This is a genomic window from Lachnospira hominis (ex Hitch et al. 2025), from assembly GCF_040096395.1.
Lineage (GTDB): Bacteria > Bacillota > Clostridia > Lachnospirales > Lachnospiraceae > Lachnospira > Lachnospira hominis.
In genome coordinates, this window is sequence record NZ_JBBMES010000022.1 from 14,027 (window position 1) to 29,317 (window position 15,291).

Consider the following 15,291-nt stretch of genomic DNA (forward strand, 5'->3'; position numbering starts at 1 on the left):
TTCATACTGATACAATACAAAGTCAATCTCAATTTAACCTCAACAAAATTTATTTTTCATAAAAAAATATGACAGGCTTCTTTTTAAAGAAACAGTCATATTTTTATTCTAATATATGAAGGAGCTTTTCTTACTCCGTTGTATTAATCACTATTTTATTTCTTCCATAAGCTGTCGGATTTTTCTCAATGTACACCGTGTAACTGCCAGGTCATCTTCTTGTATATTCGATATGATTTTTTCATAAGCTTCTATCATTTTTTCTTTCTGACAATTACTTAATTCAATTGCCTTGTTCGTCAAAACAAGGTACGTTCTTTCTTTTTTTTCATCTAATTTCCAGATAATATATCCTTTATTTTCAAGACTTTTTACCATCTTAGATGTTTCTGGAATCGATAATTTCATGTATTCTGCCACTTCTGAAAGATATACTCCTTCATGACAGTCTGATTTTTCAACACATTCCTTTATACTATAAAGGAACAAATAATCTGTTCTTTCGACAAATTCAAATATACTTTCAACATTGATGCTCTTTAAAAAAAACTCCTCTGCACTGGTTCCTGCTCCCATATTATCGTTCCTCTCTTTCTATATATTCTTTTTTGCTGACTAGACTCTTATATGCCGGGCGAATGATCTTATCTGTAGTTATCAATTCTTCCAGGCGATGTGCACTCCAACCAGCAATTCTTGCTATCGCAAATAATGGCGTGTACAATTCTCTTGGAATATTCAACATGTCATACACAAAACCACTATAGAAATCTATATTAGGACTTACTCCTTTGAATATCTGACGCTGCTTTGCAATCAACTTAGGTGCAATCTTCTCAATATTGTTATAAAGGGGCATATCTTTCTCACGTCCTTTATCCCTTGCGAGTTGTTCTACAAAGCCTTTGAACACCCTTTCTCTCGGATCGGAAATAGAATATACAGCATGTCCCATTCCATAAATAAGTCCTTTCTGATCAAACGCCTCTTTCTTCAAAATCTTACTCAGATATGATGCAATTTCCTCTTCGTCTTCATAATCTTTCACATGACTTTTAATATCATCCATCATATTCATTACCATCAGATTTGCACCGCCATGTTTTTTTCCTTTTAAGGATGACATTGCTGCTGAAATAACAGAATAAGTATCTGAACCTGAAGATGTTACTACCCGTGTAGTGAATGTAGAATTGTTACCACCACCATGTTCCATATGTAACAATAATGCTATATCCAGTACTCTTGCTTCCAGTTCTGTGAATTTTGTATCTGGTCTTAATAGGCGCAGGAAATTTTCAGCAATAGATAAATCTTTTTCAGGTCTATGAATATACATACTTTCGTTTTTTTCATAATGACAATAAGCATGGTATGCATATACTGCTAACATAGGAAATGCTGCGATCAACTGCATACTCTGCCTTAGCACATTCGGAATTTCAAGACTTTCTTTCTCCTTATCGTAAGAGCCCAATGTAAGAATACTTCGAGTCATAGAACCCATAATATCTGATGTAGGTGCTTTCATAATGACATCTCTGGTAAAGTTAGTTGGTAGTTCCATACAATCAGATAGTCTTCCCTGAAATTCCATTAACTGTGTATCAGTTGGCAATTCTCCGAATAAAAGAAGATATGCTCCTTCTTCAAAGACAAACCTTTTTCCTTTACTTCCTGTTACTAAATCTTTTATATTATAACCACGATAAGATAACTCGCCATCACATGGACTCTTTACTCCATCACGATATTCAAAAGCTTTTATATCAGAAATATTTGTAAGCCCCGTCAACACACCTTGGCCTTTTTCATCTCGTAAGCCTCTTTTTACACCATACTCTGAATACAGATTCTTACTAATGCTATCATTTTGTTCACAAAAAACTGCTTGCTGTTTCATATAATTTTCCAAATTGCTCATTTGAACCGCTCCTTTCATTCTGTTACGAACTTACATACTATACTCAGATATTCTTGTTTCCAGTGCATTCAGCATTGTCTGTTCTTTTTCTTATTCTTATTCATTAGCAATACAATACAATGGAAAACTCAATTTAACCTCAACAAGGTTTGTTTTTTCATCCATGCAAAATCTTCTTTGTACAACAGACTGTTAGATATAGCAAAAACGGCCTTTCAAAAACAGTTAACTTCTAAATCAACTGTTTTTTGAAAGGTCGTTTCATCAGATTCTTATAGCAATCCAGCAAATAATCTCATAAATAATTGTCCCAGTCGCAAATATGCACTTCGTCCGGTTTGATATTGGTCTGTCACATCACGACATTCTCCCATCGTTCTTATCAGATCATTTTTTATTTCCACAACTGCCTGACAATCTGCCATAAAACAGCCGTTTTCAAAATGGTGATATAAACTTCGATAATCCAGATTAATTGTTCCACAAGTTGCCATACAGTCATCTGCCACACTCATTTTTGCATGACAGAAACCAGGAGTCCACTCATAAACACGAACACCATGTTTAACTAATCCATGATAAAAAGAACGAGTTATATTATAAATGAATTTTTTATCAGGGATACCAGGTGTGATAATTCTTACGTCTACCCCTCGCTTAGCAGCCAGACATAACGCATGCGTCATTTCATCTGTTATGATTAAATATGGAGTCATAAACCAACAATATTTTTCAGCTTTATTTATCATACTGATATAAACTTCTTCTCCTACCTGCTCATTATCCATAGGGCTGTCTGCATAAGGTTGAACAAACCCAGTTTGCTGTGCCGCATAATCATAGTGGAAAAGGTATTTACTAAAATCAGGATCATTAGCATCCTTAGCACTTACTGCATTCCACATTTCCAAAAATGTCACCGTAAGCGACTGAACAGCATCTCCTTCTAAACGAATACCTGTATCTTTCCACTGTCCATACGGGTGTGTGTAATTAAAATATTCGTTTGCTAGATTATATCCACCTGTAAATCCGACTTTTCCATCAATAACTGTTATTTTTCTATGATCACGATTGTTCAAAAACAGATTTAAACCTGGCATAAACGGATTGAATACACGGCAATGAATTCCTATTGCCTCCATCTTTTTCACAAAATCTGTGTTAATAAAGCCTATAGAACCCATATCATCGTAGAATACCCTGACTTCCACACCTGCTTTTACTCGCTCTTCCAGAACATCTTGAATCTTATGCCATGCTTCAGCGTCTTCTATCGCATGATATTCCATAAAGATAAACTTCTGTGCTTTCTCCAAATCCTTAAGCTGTGCCTCTAATCCTTTCACTGCTTCATCAAAATACACAATATCCGTATTCTGATAGATTGGATACTGCGAATTTCTTTGTATGTAACTTGCTATATTTCCTGCTTTCGGAATTGTTTCTTTTATTCTGCTCAAACACTCCTGACTGTCCGGAAGCATTGGTAACAATTTGCTATCAATTTCTGCATATCGCTCACGCATTTTATGTGTGCCACCATTCAAACCAATCAACAAATACAGGCCTACACCCATAATTGGGAAAATTAGAATTAAGATGACCCAAGGCATTTTCATAGAGGATGTCTTATTTGATGCGTACAATCCCAAAACCAAGATTCCACTCAAAATCCTTGTAAATAAATTTATGATTTCTGCATATTCATTCAAGCGTGTTACGATAGTAATAATAAAAATCACTTCCAAAAGAATGCAGATTATGGAAAAACACAGCCGTTTTACCCCATTTTTTGTTTTTGCTTTGCCCTCTAAAGTATCTTGTTTCATATATATTCCACCTTCCTACTTGCTCAGTTTTCTCCCTAAATTTCATGGAACATACCAATTTTGTCTTTTATTCTCTGCATTTCATTATCTGCTTCAATGATAGCTCTTGCAGAATGAAGTAATTCTTCACTTATCTCATCATAGCCAGGCATTTCTTCAATTCCTTTTTTATAGCGAAGTTGATGTTCCAATGTTGCCCAGAAATCCATACCATTGGTTCGAATCTGTAATTCTACACGCATAGGTGTTTTACCCTTAGCAAAAAAAACTGGTATTTCAACAATCATATGATAGCTTCGATAACCATTCGATTTTGGATTTTTTATATAATCTTTTATTTCAATAACTTTAATATCATCCTGTTGGGTAATCAAATCTGATATCATATAAATATCGTCAATAAACGCACAAACTATTCGAACGCCTGCCACATCATTGAGATATGTCTGTATATTTTCTGTTGTAAATTCATATCCCATCTTCTGCAGTTTATTGTAAATACTATTGGGCTGCTTAATTCTTGTTTTTATAAAAGAAATAGGATTTCGATTGTTCTCAACTGAAAATTCATCATCCAAAACCTCAAGTTTAGTTTGTATCTCCCGAATAGCACAACGATACATCATCATTAAATTATAAAATTTTGTAGCATTATTTAAAAACTGTAGTGATTCCGGACTGTTCATCCTGAGTTTTTTTACTTCATCTTTTGTCATGGAACTTTCCTTTCTACCCATCCCTGATTTCAAAACATTATTTATTTTGATAGTTGATTCGTTCTCCTTGAATTACTGGATAACAAATCATTTTATCACTATCCAGATTTTCTATATGCATATCTACTGCACTGATCTGATGGTTTTCATAAGTATTGTAATAATACCATCCTTATGGCAGACAGTGGTTACGAAAGTTTTAATACCTTTGCACACCTGATCCGGAAGGGAATGTATTTCGTTATCCGCATGAAGGATATCAACAGTAATGGTATCCTTTCCTCTTATGATTTGCCTGACAGCGAATTTGATACTCATATAAGGACAACACTTACCAGACGCCATACGAAAGAAACACTGGGGAATCCTAACACCTATACCATACTTCAGCCTTCTACCGATTTTGATTTTCTTGATGAAAACTGCATGTATTACGATATTGAATTCCGTATTGTACGTGTTCGCCTTGATAATGGAACCTATATATGTATTGCCACCAATCTTTCAGAAGAATTTCCTCTGGAAGAAATCAATAAACTTTACCGGATGCGCTGGAGCGAGGAAACAAGCTTCCGTGAACTCAAATACACCATCGGTCTGATTAACTGGCACAGCAGCAAATATGATGGAATCCTTCAGGAAATCAATGCCCATATGATTCTGTATAATTTCTGTGAATTAGTGACTTCTCACGCTAAGGTAAAAAAATCTAAAAATACCAAACACGTCTATAAAATTAATTTCGCCATCGCAGTAAACATATGCAGGGCGTATCTCAAACACGGTGGTAACGAAACAGAGACCATGCTTCTCATACAAAAGTATCTGACACCTGTCAGGTACAATCGAAAATATCCTATCCCCCTCCGTCCAAAGAGAAATAGGGATTTCATGTATCGGGTTGCATAAATCTCGTTACCATTATACTGCATTATGAGGCAGATATGCAATCTGTCTTTTTGTCATACACAAAAAAATGATTTGAACTCATCATACACCTGCTTTCTACGCATTAGTGCACCAAAAAAATACAGCATTTCTTAACTGAACAGTATTTTCAATGCATGAACGCATATGATATACTGTTTTCATCATAAAAAACCTTATCTAAATGACATTGATTTTTAACACATTCATATAAGTAAACCAATTGTCCCACTATGCTTTCGCATACATCAATACAATCCAAGTTTATTGTAGCAGCTGAAACATATTCATTAACCAGAATAATCAAATCATCTTTATTAAACATAATTCCACTTCCTCCAAACAAGAAATAATTAAATGCAACTGAGTATACAAGATAACATTCTTTTTATCGTCCTTATCAAGTTTTTTAATTTCCTTAACAAATCTAACATGAATATCACGAAATTCTGCTTCTGAAATCAATTCATGATTCAATATTATTAAATTTATTACACATGAGCAGATATAGTTCTGCGTTTTCTTTATGCAAAAATATCGTTTCTCTTGAAATATCATACTCTATTTCAGTAGTACCTTGATTATTATATCCTACGGCAAATACTTGCCAATATGTCCATATGTTAATTTCCTGACACAAATCTTCTCTCTGACGTAAATCACACCAGCCAAGTGTCAGGCTCTTAGCATATATAGGATTTTTACGATATTTGTTTTTTACAATTTCTATCAGGTTGCGATAATCTGCTGATTTTTTTGCATTCATTTATATATTCACCTCAAAAATGCACTGTTTTATTTTAACACTTTCCTTATCTGCTTATCCGTTGCATCCGGAAACATCTCATGCATATAGTCTACAAGAAGTTTCCATGAATCCTGTGGATTATCCTTGTAGCAGGAAGTCACATAATCGTATCCATAGATATGCTCAATGGATGAATACACTGCCACATCCCATCCATATTCAATACCTCTTTTATTCACTCTCTTCTTAAAATCGCAGTTGCACAGATATGTCTGCATCATAAGATTCGTTATTGCACCATCAAATCCCTTTTCTCCATCCTTACCAAATCCAGCTTGTTTTTTCAATTCATTTGAATAAATCTCTGAATCAGCATTATCTTCCATAAAATTGACCATTATCTTTTTATGCTTATTAGGTGCTTTCCCATCATCATATAATGCATCAAAATCATATCCATCCCGGCGGTAATTAGCAAATACAGGAAGCCACTTTTTTGATATAAATCCTGCCTTCTTATCAAAGAACTTTCCATAGACGATATCATGCTGCCTTGCTATAATAGCCCGCCACATCCATGGATCAATCTCCGGATTATCACTCCACCAGTACTCTGGAACAGTTCTTTCTTCAAGTGAAAACCCGTCTATATCATTCTTAAATAATGGTAAAAAGCCAAATTCATTTATATACTTGATTGCTTCATCTACAGAATGGATGCAATCCGGATTATCCCACTTCATGCCATGCATAATCCATTCACCTGATTCGTTTCCCATAATATGTGTACCTCATTACTTAGCGTACTTGTCAATCCAATTTTCGCCATCATATTCATCAATCTGTTTTACTAATCTCGTAAGATAATCTTGTAACCTACTATCTTCTTCACTTGCATACCACACATTTGCCCGTCCAAATCCATAAGCCCAACCATTTGATTTTCTTGGGACTTCCCATTGTACCTTTCTTGATCTGATCCCTGCAGGAAGTAAGACACAATCAGATGAGTTTGCAATTGCATTGTAATATTGTATATCTTCTGGAGCAAACACTGCCTCTTGATAATGTCTGAAAACTGTAGCATGTTTATACCATCCCACGACCGTCGTAAACTTATGTGCCGGATGCTTTGCACAATAAACGACAAGCACATCATCTACTGATTCTTCTTTTTTTAATAGTTCACAACCTGCAATATTCTCAATCCGCATTTGATTGACATCTTTACCATTATGTGATTTTGTCTCAAAAAATCCCAGACAATATAAGCCTTCCCTACCCTCCATATTCACTGGTGTAAAATTATATTTTTCATGGGCATCTCCTGTCTCATCAACATAGCTTCCACCATTTAACGGAGTATCCTTTCCATCTTCATTTCCTCGATACTCCTTCATCCACGCTATGTTACAAAAAAGTATTCTCATCATATCAACCTTCTTTTCCCTTTGAAAATGGACTCAAGTCGATAAACAGTTTCTTCAATCCGCTTGTGTCCTTGAACTCCTTGAATAAATACTCCAGAAGTTCTTCCTGCCTTGCCTGCCCTAATGTAAGCCGGTAAAGAGACAGAATCTTTATCAGCCTTTCATAATTAACCTCATCCTTACTCATAGGATACATTGGCACAAGCCTTTCTATTTTAACACTCTGATTTTTTCCGAAACACCAGAATGGTACAAGCTCTGACTGGTCATTCTGCTTTTCCGCTTTAGCAGCCTCAAACATTTCTGTCCATATGTCTCGCTTAAATGTGATACCATCTGCCTTACCATATTTATCAGCAACATTCTGTCTTATTGCCAGACACTTAAATCTATTGATTCTGCCTTCCCTTTGTTCCAGGTCGATGGGATTACTTGGAAGATTCCAGTGCATAATCACTCGGCAGTAATTATGAAAATCCAGTCCTTCCTGTCCGATTGATGTTGTGGCAAGCACAAATGGACGCATTGGTGAGTTAAAGGCATTTCTGATATTTTCTTTACGCATGACTACCTTGGAATTATCTCCTGCATCCTTTGTAAATCCAACTGCATAACTCGACCTTATTCGACATCCATCACTCTTCCTGTCAGCTCCATTAATACGCTTTTTGAAATCAGGATAAGTATCAGCGATATAGGTGGCTGTATGTATTTTCAATGAATCCATCATCATGTCATGCACGATCTGATACTGATTTCCATCCGACTGAAAACCTGCTGTTTCTTTCAGCATATGGATATATTCATCAATCATTGCCTGAAAACAGCCATCTTTACAGTATTTAAGTACATTCTGCCAGTGGGAATTATCATCCCTGCATCTGCCATAAGCAAGATCAATGATAGCTGTTGACTCCGCAAATTGAAATTATTGACAAATACCTTTGCAAGCGATGTTGCTCTGGCTGTGCTTCTTCCATTAGAACGATAAATGCATATTGCTGGCGAACCCAGTACCATATTTACCAATGTTTCCAGAAGATCCTCCGGCTTTCTTCCAAGATGAATCTCCTCCGGGGCATCCAAATAACTTCTTAGCTTATCAATATGAGCAATAAAGCCCTTATTTCTCTTATCCTTTGAACTGCTTCTGACCTCAGATGTTGTATCCTCTTCGTCTGTATTCATTTCCCACACAATATCCTCTATCCAATGCTTTGCATAGATGACTCCATCCATGAGCATCGGTGCAAGATAATACCACCTGGCATCTTCCTTATTGTTACCCGAATCACCATACTTTTCTTCGATTATCGCAAGCTTCTCTTTCAGTTTCAGCCGTACAGATTTCTCTATTACTTCTAATGATTCATGATTATTCAATGACTCAATCGGTAAATACATATCAGAAAGTGTCTTTGAAGGATAAAGCAGGGCAAACAGGCTCATGCCTCTTACTTCTCCATTTGAAACATTAAACCTGAGCCTTGCCACCGGGTATCGTCTCGAACCATCCGCAAAATACCCCGTATTCTTCTTATCCTGATTCTTTATCTGATGTACCAGTTTTCCAAGCACTTAAGTTTTGTTACTCAAGTACTTGCTCTTATTTTTAATAATTATAATCTACCATGATTATACAAGCATCTTCTTAATTGATTCAACCGTGTCCCTACTCAGATGATTTCGTTTAAATGTATGAATTGCCCTATCGATATCTTCGACACTCTGCAAAATATATGTACTTTGAACTGGACTGTTACTTCTGATTAAAATAACATATCCTTCAACCCACACATTATAGCCTTCCAGATATTTCGCAAGGATATAAATCTGCCTTTTTACCTGCTTAACAGGATTTTTGACTTCTTTCACAAATGTATTTCCATATCCGTCATCTTTATATTTTTCCCAATTATAATCATCCTCATTGCCATAAAGTTGACCCTTGTAATTCTTAACTTCAAAAATAAACACACCATATTTATTTACAACAACATTATCAAGTTCTGTGTGCTTTCCATCGTACGATACAGAAATATTGGTGAATAAATAATCTCCTTCACGAAGTACTCCCTTAATGATTTCTGTCGCTATATGTTCTCCCCGACGACCAGCCCGCTTTTCAGGTGCTTCAATCACCCACGGTTCATAAGTATGTGGCTTTTTATTATTACCGCTACTATTATTACCAATATTAGTTACAACGATAATAATAAGTACAGCTATCAATATCGCTATGACTGTTATAATCAATTCATATCACCTCTGTATTTAAATTGATTCTATCATAAACCTATTTTAAAAATTAATAAAGAATAAATAAACCCACTGGGTTCGAACCCCGGTAAAGTAATCCTCATCCATTACCAATAACATTGACAACCTCCTATAAATAAAATAAGAGCAGGTATTTAAGTTTTATTACTCAAGTACTTGCTCTGTTTCTTTGTATCAAAGTTATTATATATGGTTATAGGTTGGTGATTTGCGGGTATTCTGTAAAATATAGTCTAGAAACTGGAAGCTATAAAACTTTTATTTCAATGGCAACAACACCATATTTCTCTATCATTTCTTTAGAATAATACATGAGCATTTCTTTTGGATTTGCAATCTCATCTTTGTTATATCCAATGGATACTTTACTGTGATGCTGATACAATTCTTCAAAAGATAGATACCGATACATGTTGATTACCATGCAGTCTATTTTCTCTTTATTACTTGTATCTGTAAATATAATGGTATCACCTGTTGATATTAGCGAACGCTTCTCATCAAACAGTCGCATTTCTATTGTTTTTGTTTGTTCTTTTATCTTTACGAAAGAATCATGCCATATGTCCATTTCGTGTGTCATAGCATACCTCCACACTTCCGATTCTTTTTACCCATTTTAACATAAAACTCACCCAAATTAAAACTACAATTCTCAATCATTCCACTCCCCCTGACACCAAGTGCCACAAAAGTGCCCAACTCCATATCAAATATTTCCAATATTTATGCGGGTTTTCAAAATCACAATAATTAATGCATGGAAATAATAAAGAATGAATTTCTTCACAAGACGCCCGTTCCCCTCCTAGTCACTAGGCACGAAAAGAAAAAAGGGAACGGTTTTTCAACCATTCCCATCTTAATGAGCCCACCGGGGTTCGAAGCCATAATACTGCCTCATGCACTGACTTTTTCAAGTTACCTTTATAGCACTAGTCCAGTAGGAGATAATCGCTTCTGCAATAATTATGACCTAATTATTCTCTTATATATTAGTGCCTGAAAAGTGCCCAAATTTTCTTGAAACATTCTCATCCATATACTCTAAATTACCAAATGTTGCATTTTATATAAAATTAACAATCAATAATTATTTTATCTGCCTTTGCTCTATTACATTTCCAACATAATGTCTGCAAATTATTTTCTTCTGTCATACCCCCTTTAGATATAGGAATAATATGATCCACTTCTAATAATAAGTTAGGTTCATTATATACAGAATTTTTGCATATACAACAAGTATAGTTATCCCTCTCTTTTATGTAAGCTCTTAATTTTCTTGTCATTAACGCCCTTTGCTCTTTTATCTGAGCTGTTGTCGTTAATTTATTTTCCAATTGATTAATCAGTTCAATTATATTTTCTTCTGTCATTGGAACAGAAAATGAGCGTTGTGCCATTCCTCCATTACTCGTATATACAAATTTATACTCAATTTCCAATATACTTTCATCTATTGTTGCAAACCCCAATCTTGAATAGAATCCATTCTCATCTAAATCCAATATAAAAGAAGGTACATCTTTAATATATTCTTGATATTGTTTTTTATAATTATCAATAATCACCTTTGCTTCTTTTAATGTTTCTAATTCTTCTATGAGAGTTCTTAATTTTTCTATTTGTTCCTTATATTTTCCTTTATTGGGATAAAAATATTTTATAACATACCCTATGGGATTATTTTCTGCACTTCCAAATACTGTTGCCGAAACTTCTGCAGTAAAAGGTGTAACCGTTTTTTTATAAGTTCTTATAAAATTATATACATCTTCATTATTGGTTTCGTTTCTTGTTACTCTTGTTCCAAATAATTTAGAAACAGATTTTGCTTTTTCAGCAATATACTCATTAAATTCTCTTTGAGACTGCATTAGTTTGTCACATATATTTTTTACATTCGCAAAATCCGGAGAACTATAATATTGATTTATCATATCATCCTCTTTTATTATAGCTCTCACTTCATTATCTTTATTTGAAATAAATTTATCTAACATTGACCATTCTTGGCTATCAACTGTTTTAACCTTTTGAATACTATTAATTGTTCCTACAAATAATTTTGAAATCAATTCATCTAATCTGTTAACTTGTTTTTTTACAATCAGATTATCTTTTCTCTCATTCGCAAAATCAATAATTTTATTAACCCTGTCATAATAACAACTTTTTCTTTTTTCTAGCAATTCTCTTGATTGTTGTTTTATATACTGATTATATTCCGACTTTGTCATTAATAACTCTGGTCTATTTATCAATTCCTCTATTCTTTTAGCATTAACAAGAATATATTTGTTTGCAAGATTATTACCTGCACGAGTAATATAATTAACACTGATTCCATAACCATTTAGTCTCAGCATTAACTCTTGAAGCTTTTTTTCTCCATATTTGTAGTAATAATTGTGTTTATGATTGTTATTTTTCAAAAACTCCTCTATATTCTTTTTTAAACTACTCTTATATTCAATCACTCTTTTTGCTGTTGTCAGCTTATCTTTATTTTCCTTGAAAAACTTAATATCATCATAACTTTCTAGAGCACTTCGACTCTTTACAGTTACAAAACTATCTATTTTTGTCACACCATTAATGTTAGTAACTCCAATTGCGGCTAAAAATTCTTTTTCTATTTTCGTCTTCTTATTCTTATCAATTATTAATACAATAAATGTTAAAATTATAATAATGAATACAGTTGCCATAATTATATCACGCCTCCTACGAAATAAACTCATACTTCATAAAACATTTTGATTAACTTTCTCTAATTTATTTTTCTTGCTCTGGTTCTATATATCAAAGTTATTATATATAGTTGTACTTCATTGATTTTTAACTATCTCATGAGTTATAATCTACAAAATATAATACTTTTAGTCGTCTCCATCTATTTAAGCATCGCACATCACGCATCCATTTACCGTGGATTCCATTCAACAATTATTCCATTTTCCCATCTTCCTATTATACGAGGTTCTTTATCGCCTTTACCCTTATGGACTATTTCACCATTGTATTTATAGTTCTCCCCTAATAACCTATAATAGCCTCTTTTAACACATTCAAACATATGAACATCATTTTTAAAATTATCAATCATGCCTTTATTCGTTTTATTATAGCAATAATCAGAATTTAGGTAAAATACACTTTCTGGCTTAATGTCATTTTCTTCGAATAATTCAATCAATTCTTTATTCTTCATAACAACATCATAACCATTTAACTTGACATACTCATTAACAAAATCTGCTATTTTTCTCTTGTCTTTTTCCAATGTATCTCCACCCATTCCCATAATACATACCTCCATTCATCTACTGTAATTATGATTTTTTCATATTACTTTTTATATTGTACTACCGCTATCATTTATTAACAACATATCTAAAATTGGTTCTGCAAATCAAATTGTTTTAATATATTCCACTCTTCCAGACACCAAGTGCCACAAAAGTGCCCAACTTCATATCAAACATTCCCAGTGTTTATGCGGGTTTTCAAAATCACAATAATTAATACATGGAAATAATAAAGAATGAATTTCTTCACAAGACGCCCGTTCCCCTCCTAGTCACTAGGCACGGAAAGAAAAAAGGGAATGGTTTTTCAACCATTCCCATCTTAATGAGCCCACCGGGGTTCGAAGCCGTGAGACCGCTTAAACACTAGCTTTCTTTGAACTCCTTTATGGCACTAGTCCAGTAGGAGCCGATAGCCTGTGTAATGATTAGTGATGAAATAAGTGCCGGAAAAGTGCCCGAAATTTCAATAATGATTATACTATTATATTTTGATGAATTTATATATCTCCTTTTAGGCGCACTAGAGATTTTTTTGTTTCAAATCCGTCTGGATATCTCATCTTTAATTTATCGATATTTGCTTTAAAAATATCTTCAAGAGATATATCTAGTGCTGTCGCAGCTTCTGCCAAATACCAAGCTACATCTCCAAGTTCCTTTGCCAAATGTTCCTTGTCCAATTCATGTCCTTGAGCCATCCATTTTTTTACTATATCAATGGCTTCTCCTGATTCGCCACATAATCCCATTACACTATTTATTAATACATCTCTTTTGCTTAGTTCAGGATTTAAAGTCGTCATTGCCAATTCCTGATATTCATTAATCTTCATTCTAATCTCCATTTCTGAGCAACTTTTGTTGCGAAGAGGCGAAGAAAAATTTGCGCAGGCAATTTTCCTCTGCCATCAATGGCTATTTGTTCTGCTCATAAACAAATAGCCGTGTGATAAAATAAGCTATCGAGCTTATTTTTCACACCAATATTCCCCATAATGTACAAACTGAAATTTTGATACCTACAATTCTTTAACACCTAACTGGTATTATAAAGTGTTACGATAAAATCCGCAATGCCTTGATTTTACTACAGTTTTGGCAAGTGAGCTTTCCCTTAGACTTTCCCTTATGTTATATCCTTTTCCCTTGTGTTACGACACCTCATAAGGGCAAAAACAAGGGAAGCAAAATCCGGTAACAGCTAATAACATTATATAAATCACATAATCGGCTGGAACTGGTCAAGATGCTTCTACAACTGAAACAGATAAGAGAAAGGACTTTGCAATATGAATATCGTTCATGCAGAATATAATAAATATCACAACATCATAGACATCAATTATTACAATGGCTACATACTTCGGATTGACTGTGGCAAGGCAGAAGATGGATTGATTACTACTCCTAACTCTCAACGAATGTTGGATGCACTGGCGATTGACAATCCACTAGAATATGCCCGTTTGTATCTTGATTCAGAAATGCAAGATTGGGTGAATGCGATGAATATGGAATGGTATAGCACTTGATAAAAGAACATAAAAATGAGAAGAAATCTGTCAAAAGTATTTCTATAAAATACGATATTTCTTTAGCCCTTCCATAAATAATGAAATAGAGCCGATAACTCACAATCGAAATAACGAGTGATTCATCGGCTCTATATTTTATGGTTATGGATATCATGAGTATCGCTTTATATGCAATTGCTATTTTGTTAATTCCCAATATTTATGACCCATAAAGAAGATTGTTAATTCGTTTTGATCTACTTCTATCTCAAAATTCACGCTATTATCTCTCTGTTCCACAAAAATCATATTTGAGGAAGATATGCTATATAATGCATTGCCACAGGTAATACCCAATTCGGGCATATCTTTGTTTACAACAAGTCCTCCATTTTCTTGAAAGGTAAACACTTCCTCTGCATTTGCATTCTTCCATGTACCAATAATATTTTTTTTATTCTGAATGTGCTTTATTTTTCCAACACATACAACGATAAGTATAGCTACACTTACAATTAAAGCAATGCCTACAACACTCTTTGCCAATTTCTTTTTATTCAATTTCTATTATCTCCATTTTTAGTTTCTTTAAGATTGAATGAT

18 protein-coding genes and 1 pseudogene are annotated in these 15,291 nt (G+C 34.1%); 2 read left to right on the forward strand and 17 right to left on the reverse strand.

The annotated features are described in order from the left end of the window. Positions 1-150 precede the first annotated feature (150 nt). The 5 genes and pseudogenes from WMO38_RS13430 to WMO38_RS13450 form a co-directional block, all read right to left on the reverse strand. Positions 151-576 (reverse strand): MarR family winged helix-turn-helix transcriptional regulator, encoded by a 426-nt coding sequence (locus WMO38_RS13430; RefSeq protein WP_006858455.1) that lies wholly within the window; start codon positions 574-576, stop codon positions 151-153. A gap of 1 nt (position 577) precedes the next feature. Continuing rightward, complete coding sequence (locus tag WMO38_RS13435) at positions 578-1,942, reverse strand: citrate/2-methylcitrate synthase (protein ID WP_349163047.1); 1,365 nt, start codon at positions 1,940-1,942, stop codon at positions 578-580. Between the two features lie 254 nt (positions 1,943-2,196). After that, on the reverse strand, positions 2,197-3,756 hold the full coding sequence (gene cls / locus WMO38_RS13440; protein ID WP_186837496.1) for a cardiolipin synthase: 1,560 nt from the start codon (positions 3,754-3,756) through the stop codon (positions 2,197-2,199). A 35-nt stretch (positions 3,757-3,791) separates the two neighbouring features. Beyond that, entirely contained in the window at positions 3,792-4,472 is a 681-nt protein-coding gene (locus WMO38_RS13445; protein WP_186837497.1) for a GTP pyrophosphokinase, read from the reverse strand. Between the two features lie 37 nt (positions 4,473-4,509). Further along, positions 4,510-4,644 (reverse strand): annotated as a pseudogene (locus WMO38_RS13450) (linear amide C-N hydrolase); the annotation flags it as partial. Between the two features lie 2 nt (positions 4,645-4,646). Here WMO38_RS13450 and WMO38_RS13455 point away from each other — a divergent pair. Then, positions 4,647-5,381, forward strand: a complete 735-nt coding sequence (locus WMO38_RS13455; protein ID WP_186837498.1) for a transposase — start codon at positions 4,647-4,649, stop codon at positions 5,379-5,381. A gap of 148 nt (positions 5,382-5,529) precedes the next feature. Here the strand turns inward: WMO38_RS13455 and WMO38_RS13460 are convergent, their stop codons facing one another. From WMO38_RS13460 to WMO38_RS13510, 11 genes are all read right to left on the reverse strand, one after another. After that, the gene (locus WMO38_RS13460) at positions 5,530-5,724 is read right to left on the reverse strand and encodes a hypothetical protein (RefSeq protein WP_186837499.1); all 195 of its coding nucleotides are present in this window, start codon (positions 5,722-5,724) and stop codon (positions 5,530-5,532) included. 141 nt (positions 5,725-5,865) lie between these two features. Further along, on the reverse strand, positions 5,866-6,165 hold the full coding sequence (locus WMO38_RS13465) for a hypothetical protein (protein WP_186837500.1): 300 nt from the start codon (positions 6,163-6,165) through the stop codon (positions 5,866-5,868). 29 nt (positions 6,166-6,194) lie between these two features. Then, positions 6,195-6,926: an AlkZ-related protein gene (locus WMO38_RS13470; protein ID WP_186837501.1), complete on the reverse strand. Its 732-nt coding sequence runs from the start codon at positions 6,924-6,926 to the stop codon at positions 6,195-6,197. Between the two features lie 15 nt (positions 6,927-6,941). Continuing rightward, the gene (locus tag WMO38_RS13475; protein ID WP_186837502.1) at positions 6,942-7,580 is read right to left on the reverse strand and encodes a hypothetical protein; all 639 of its coding nucleotides are present in this window, start codon (positions 7,578-7,580) and stop codon (positions 6,942-6,944) included. A gap of 1 nt (position 7,581) precedes the next feature. Next, positions 7,582-8,391 carry a helicase C-terminal domain-containing protein gene (locus WMO38_RS13480; RefSeq protein WP_243105604.1) on the reverse strand — a complete coding sequence of 270 codons (810 nt, stop codon included), beginning with the start codon at positions 8,389-8,391 and terminating at the stop codon, positions 7,582-7,584. Then, positions 8,388-9,155, reverse strand: a complete 768-nt coding sequence (locus WMO38_RS13485) for a hypothetical protein (RefSeq protein ID WP_349163048.1) — start codon at positions 9,153-9,155, stop codon at positions 8,388-8,390. Before WMO38_RS13485 ends, WMO38_RS13480 begins: the two co-directional genes overlap by 4 nt. Before the next feature lie 57 nt (positions 9,156-9,212). Continuing rightward, positions 9,213-9,833: a nuclease-related domain-containing protein gene (locus WMO38_RS13490; protein ID WP_243204409.1), complete on the reverse strand. Its 621-nt coding sequence runs from the start codon at positions 9,831-9,833 to the stop codon at positions 9,213-9,215. 271 nt (positions 9,834-10,104) lie between these two features. Further along, positions 10,105-10,440 (reverse strand): ASCH domain-containing protein, encoded by a 336-nt coding sequence (locus tag WMO38_RS13495; protein ID WP_021866287.1) that lies wholly within the window; start codon positions 10,438-10,440, stop codon positions 10,105-10,107. 496 nt (positions 10,441-10,936) lie between these two features. Continuing rightward, positions 10,937-12,571, reverse strand: a complete 1,635-nt coding sequence (locus tag WMO38_RS13500) for an HNH endonuclease (protein ID WP_349163049.1) — start codon at positions 12,569-12,571, stop codon at positions 10,937-10,939. Between the two features lie 215 nt (positions 12,572-12,786). Next, the gene (locus WMO38_RS13505) at positions 12,787-13,167 is read right to left on the reverse strand and encodes a DUF7225 domain-containing protein (protein WP_349163050.1); all 381 of its coding nucleotides are present in this window, start codon (positions 13,165-13,167) and stop codon (positions 12,787-12,789) included. Positions 13,168-13,671: 504 nt separating this feature from the next. Next, positions 13,672-14,007 carry a nucleoside triphosphate pyrophosphohydrolase family protein gene (locus WMO38_RS13510; RefSeq protein WP_117915781.1) on the reverse strand — a complete coding sequence of 112 codons (336 nt, stop codon included), beginning with the start codon at positions 14,005-14,007 and terminating at the stop codon, positions 13,672-13,674. Between the two features lie 456 nt (positions 14,008-14,463). Between WMO38_RS13510 and WMO38_RS13515 the strand changes: the two genes are divergently transcribed. Continuing rightward, the gene (locus WMO38_RS13515; protein WP_008397019.1) at positions 14,464-14,706 is read left to right on the forward strand and encodes a DUF6061 family protein; all 243 of its coding nucleotides are present in this window, start codon (positions 14,464-14,466) and stop codon (positions 14,704-14,706) included. 180 nt (positions 14,707-14,886) lie between these two features. Here the strand turns inward: WMO38_RS13515 and WMO38_RS13520 are convergent, their stop codons facing one another. After that, positions 14,887-15,249: a hypothetical protein gene (locus WMO38_RS13520; RefSeq protein ID WP_008397018.1), complete on the reverse strand. Its 363-nt coding sequence runs from the start codon at positions 15,247-15,249 to the stop codon at positions 14,887-14,889. Positions 15,250-15,291 lie beyond the last annotated feature (42 nt).

Excerpts from the sequence above, each read along its gene's own strand:
- WMO38_RS13455 (WP_186837498.1), top strand. The coding sequence starts at position 4,647 with ATGGCAGACAGTGGTTACGAAAGTTTTAATACCTTTGCACACCTGATC.
- WMO38_RS13505 (WP_349163050.1), bottom strand. The coding sequence starts at position 13,167 with ATGGGAATGGGTGGAGATACATTGGAAAAAGACAAGAGAAAAATAGCA.
- WMO38_RS13430 (WP_006858455.1), bottom strand. The coding sequence starts at position 576 with ATGGGAGCAGGAACCAGTGCAGAGGAGTTTTTTTTAAAGAGCATCAAT.
- WMO38_RS13445 (WP_186837497.1), bottom strand. The coding sequence starts at position 4,472 with ATGACAAAAGATGAAGTAAAAAAACTCAGGATGAACAGTCCGGAATCA.
- WMO38_RS13480 (WP_243105604.1), bottom strand. The coding sequence starts at position 8,391 with ATGATTGATGAATATATCCATATGCTGAAAGAAACAGCAGGTTTTCAG.
- WMO38_RS13460 (WP_186837499.1), bottom strand. The coding sequence starts at position 5,724 with ATGTTTAATAAAGATGATTTGATTATTCTGGTTAATGAATATGTTTCA.
- WMO38_RS13475 (WP_186837502.1), bottom strand. The coding sequence starts at position 7,580 with ATGATGAGAATACTTTTTTGTAACATAGCGTGGATGAAGGAGTATCGA.
- WMO38_RS13465 (WP_186837500.1), bottom strand. The coding sequence starts at position 6,165 with ATGAATGCAAAAAAATCAGCAGATTATCGCAACCTGATAGAAATTGTA.
- cls (WP_186837496.1), bottom strand. The coding sequence starts at position 3,756 with ATGAAACAAGATACTTTAGAGGGCAAAGCAAAAACAAAAAATGGGGTA.
- WMO38_RS13500 (WP_349163049.1), bottom strand. The coding sequence starts at position 12,571 with ATGGCAACTGTATTCATTATTATAATTTTAACATTTATTGTATTAATA.
- WMO38_RS13435 (WP_349163047.1), bottom strand. The coding sequence starts at position 1,942 with ATGAAAGGAGCGGTTCAAATGAGCAATTTGGAAAATTATATGAAACAG.
- WMO38_RS13495 (WP_021866287.1), bottom strand. The coding sequence starts at position 10,440 with ATGACACACGAAATGGACATATGGCATGATTCTTTCGTAAAGATAAAA.
- WMO38_RS13515 (WP_008397019.1), top strand. The coding sequence starts at position 14,464 with ATGAATATCGTTCATGCAGAATATAATAAATATCACAACATCATAGAC.
- WMO38_RS13510 (WP_117915781.1), bottom strand. The coding sequence starts at position 14,007 with ATGAAGATTAATGAATATCAGGAATTGGCAATGACGACTTTAAATCCT.
- WMO38_RS13470 (WP_186837501.1), bottom strand. The coding sequence starts at position 6,926 with ATGGGAAACGAATCAGGTGAATGGATTATGCATGGCATGAAGTGGGAT.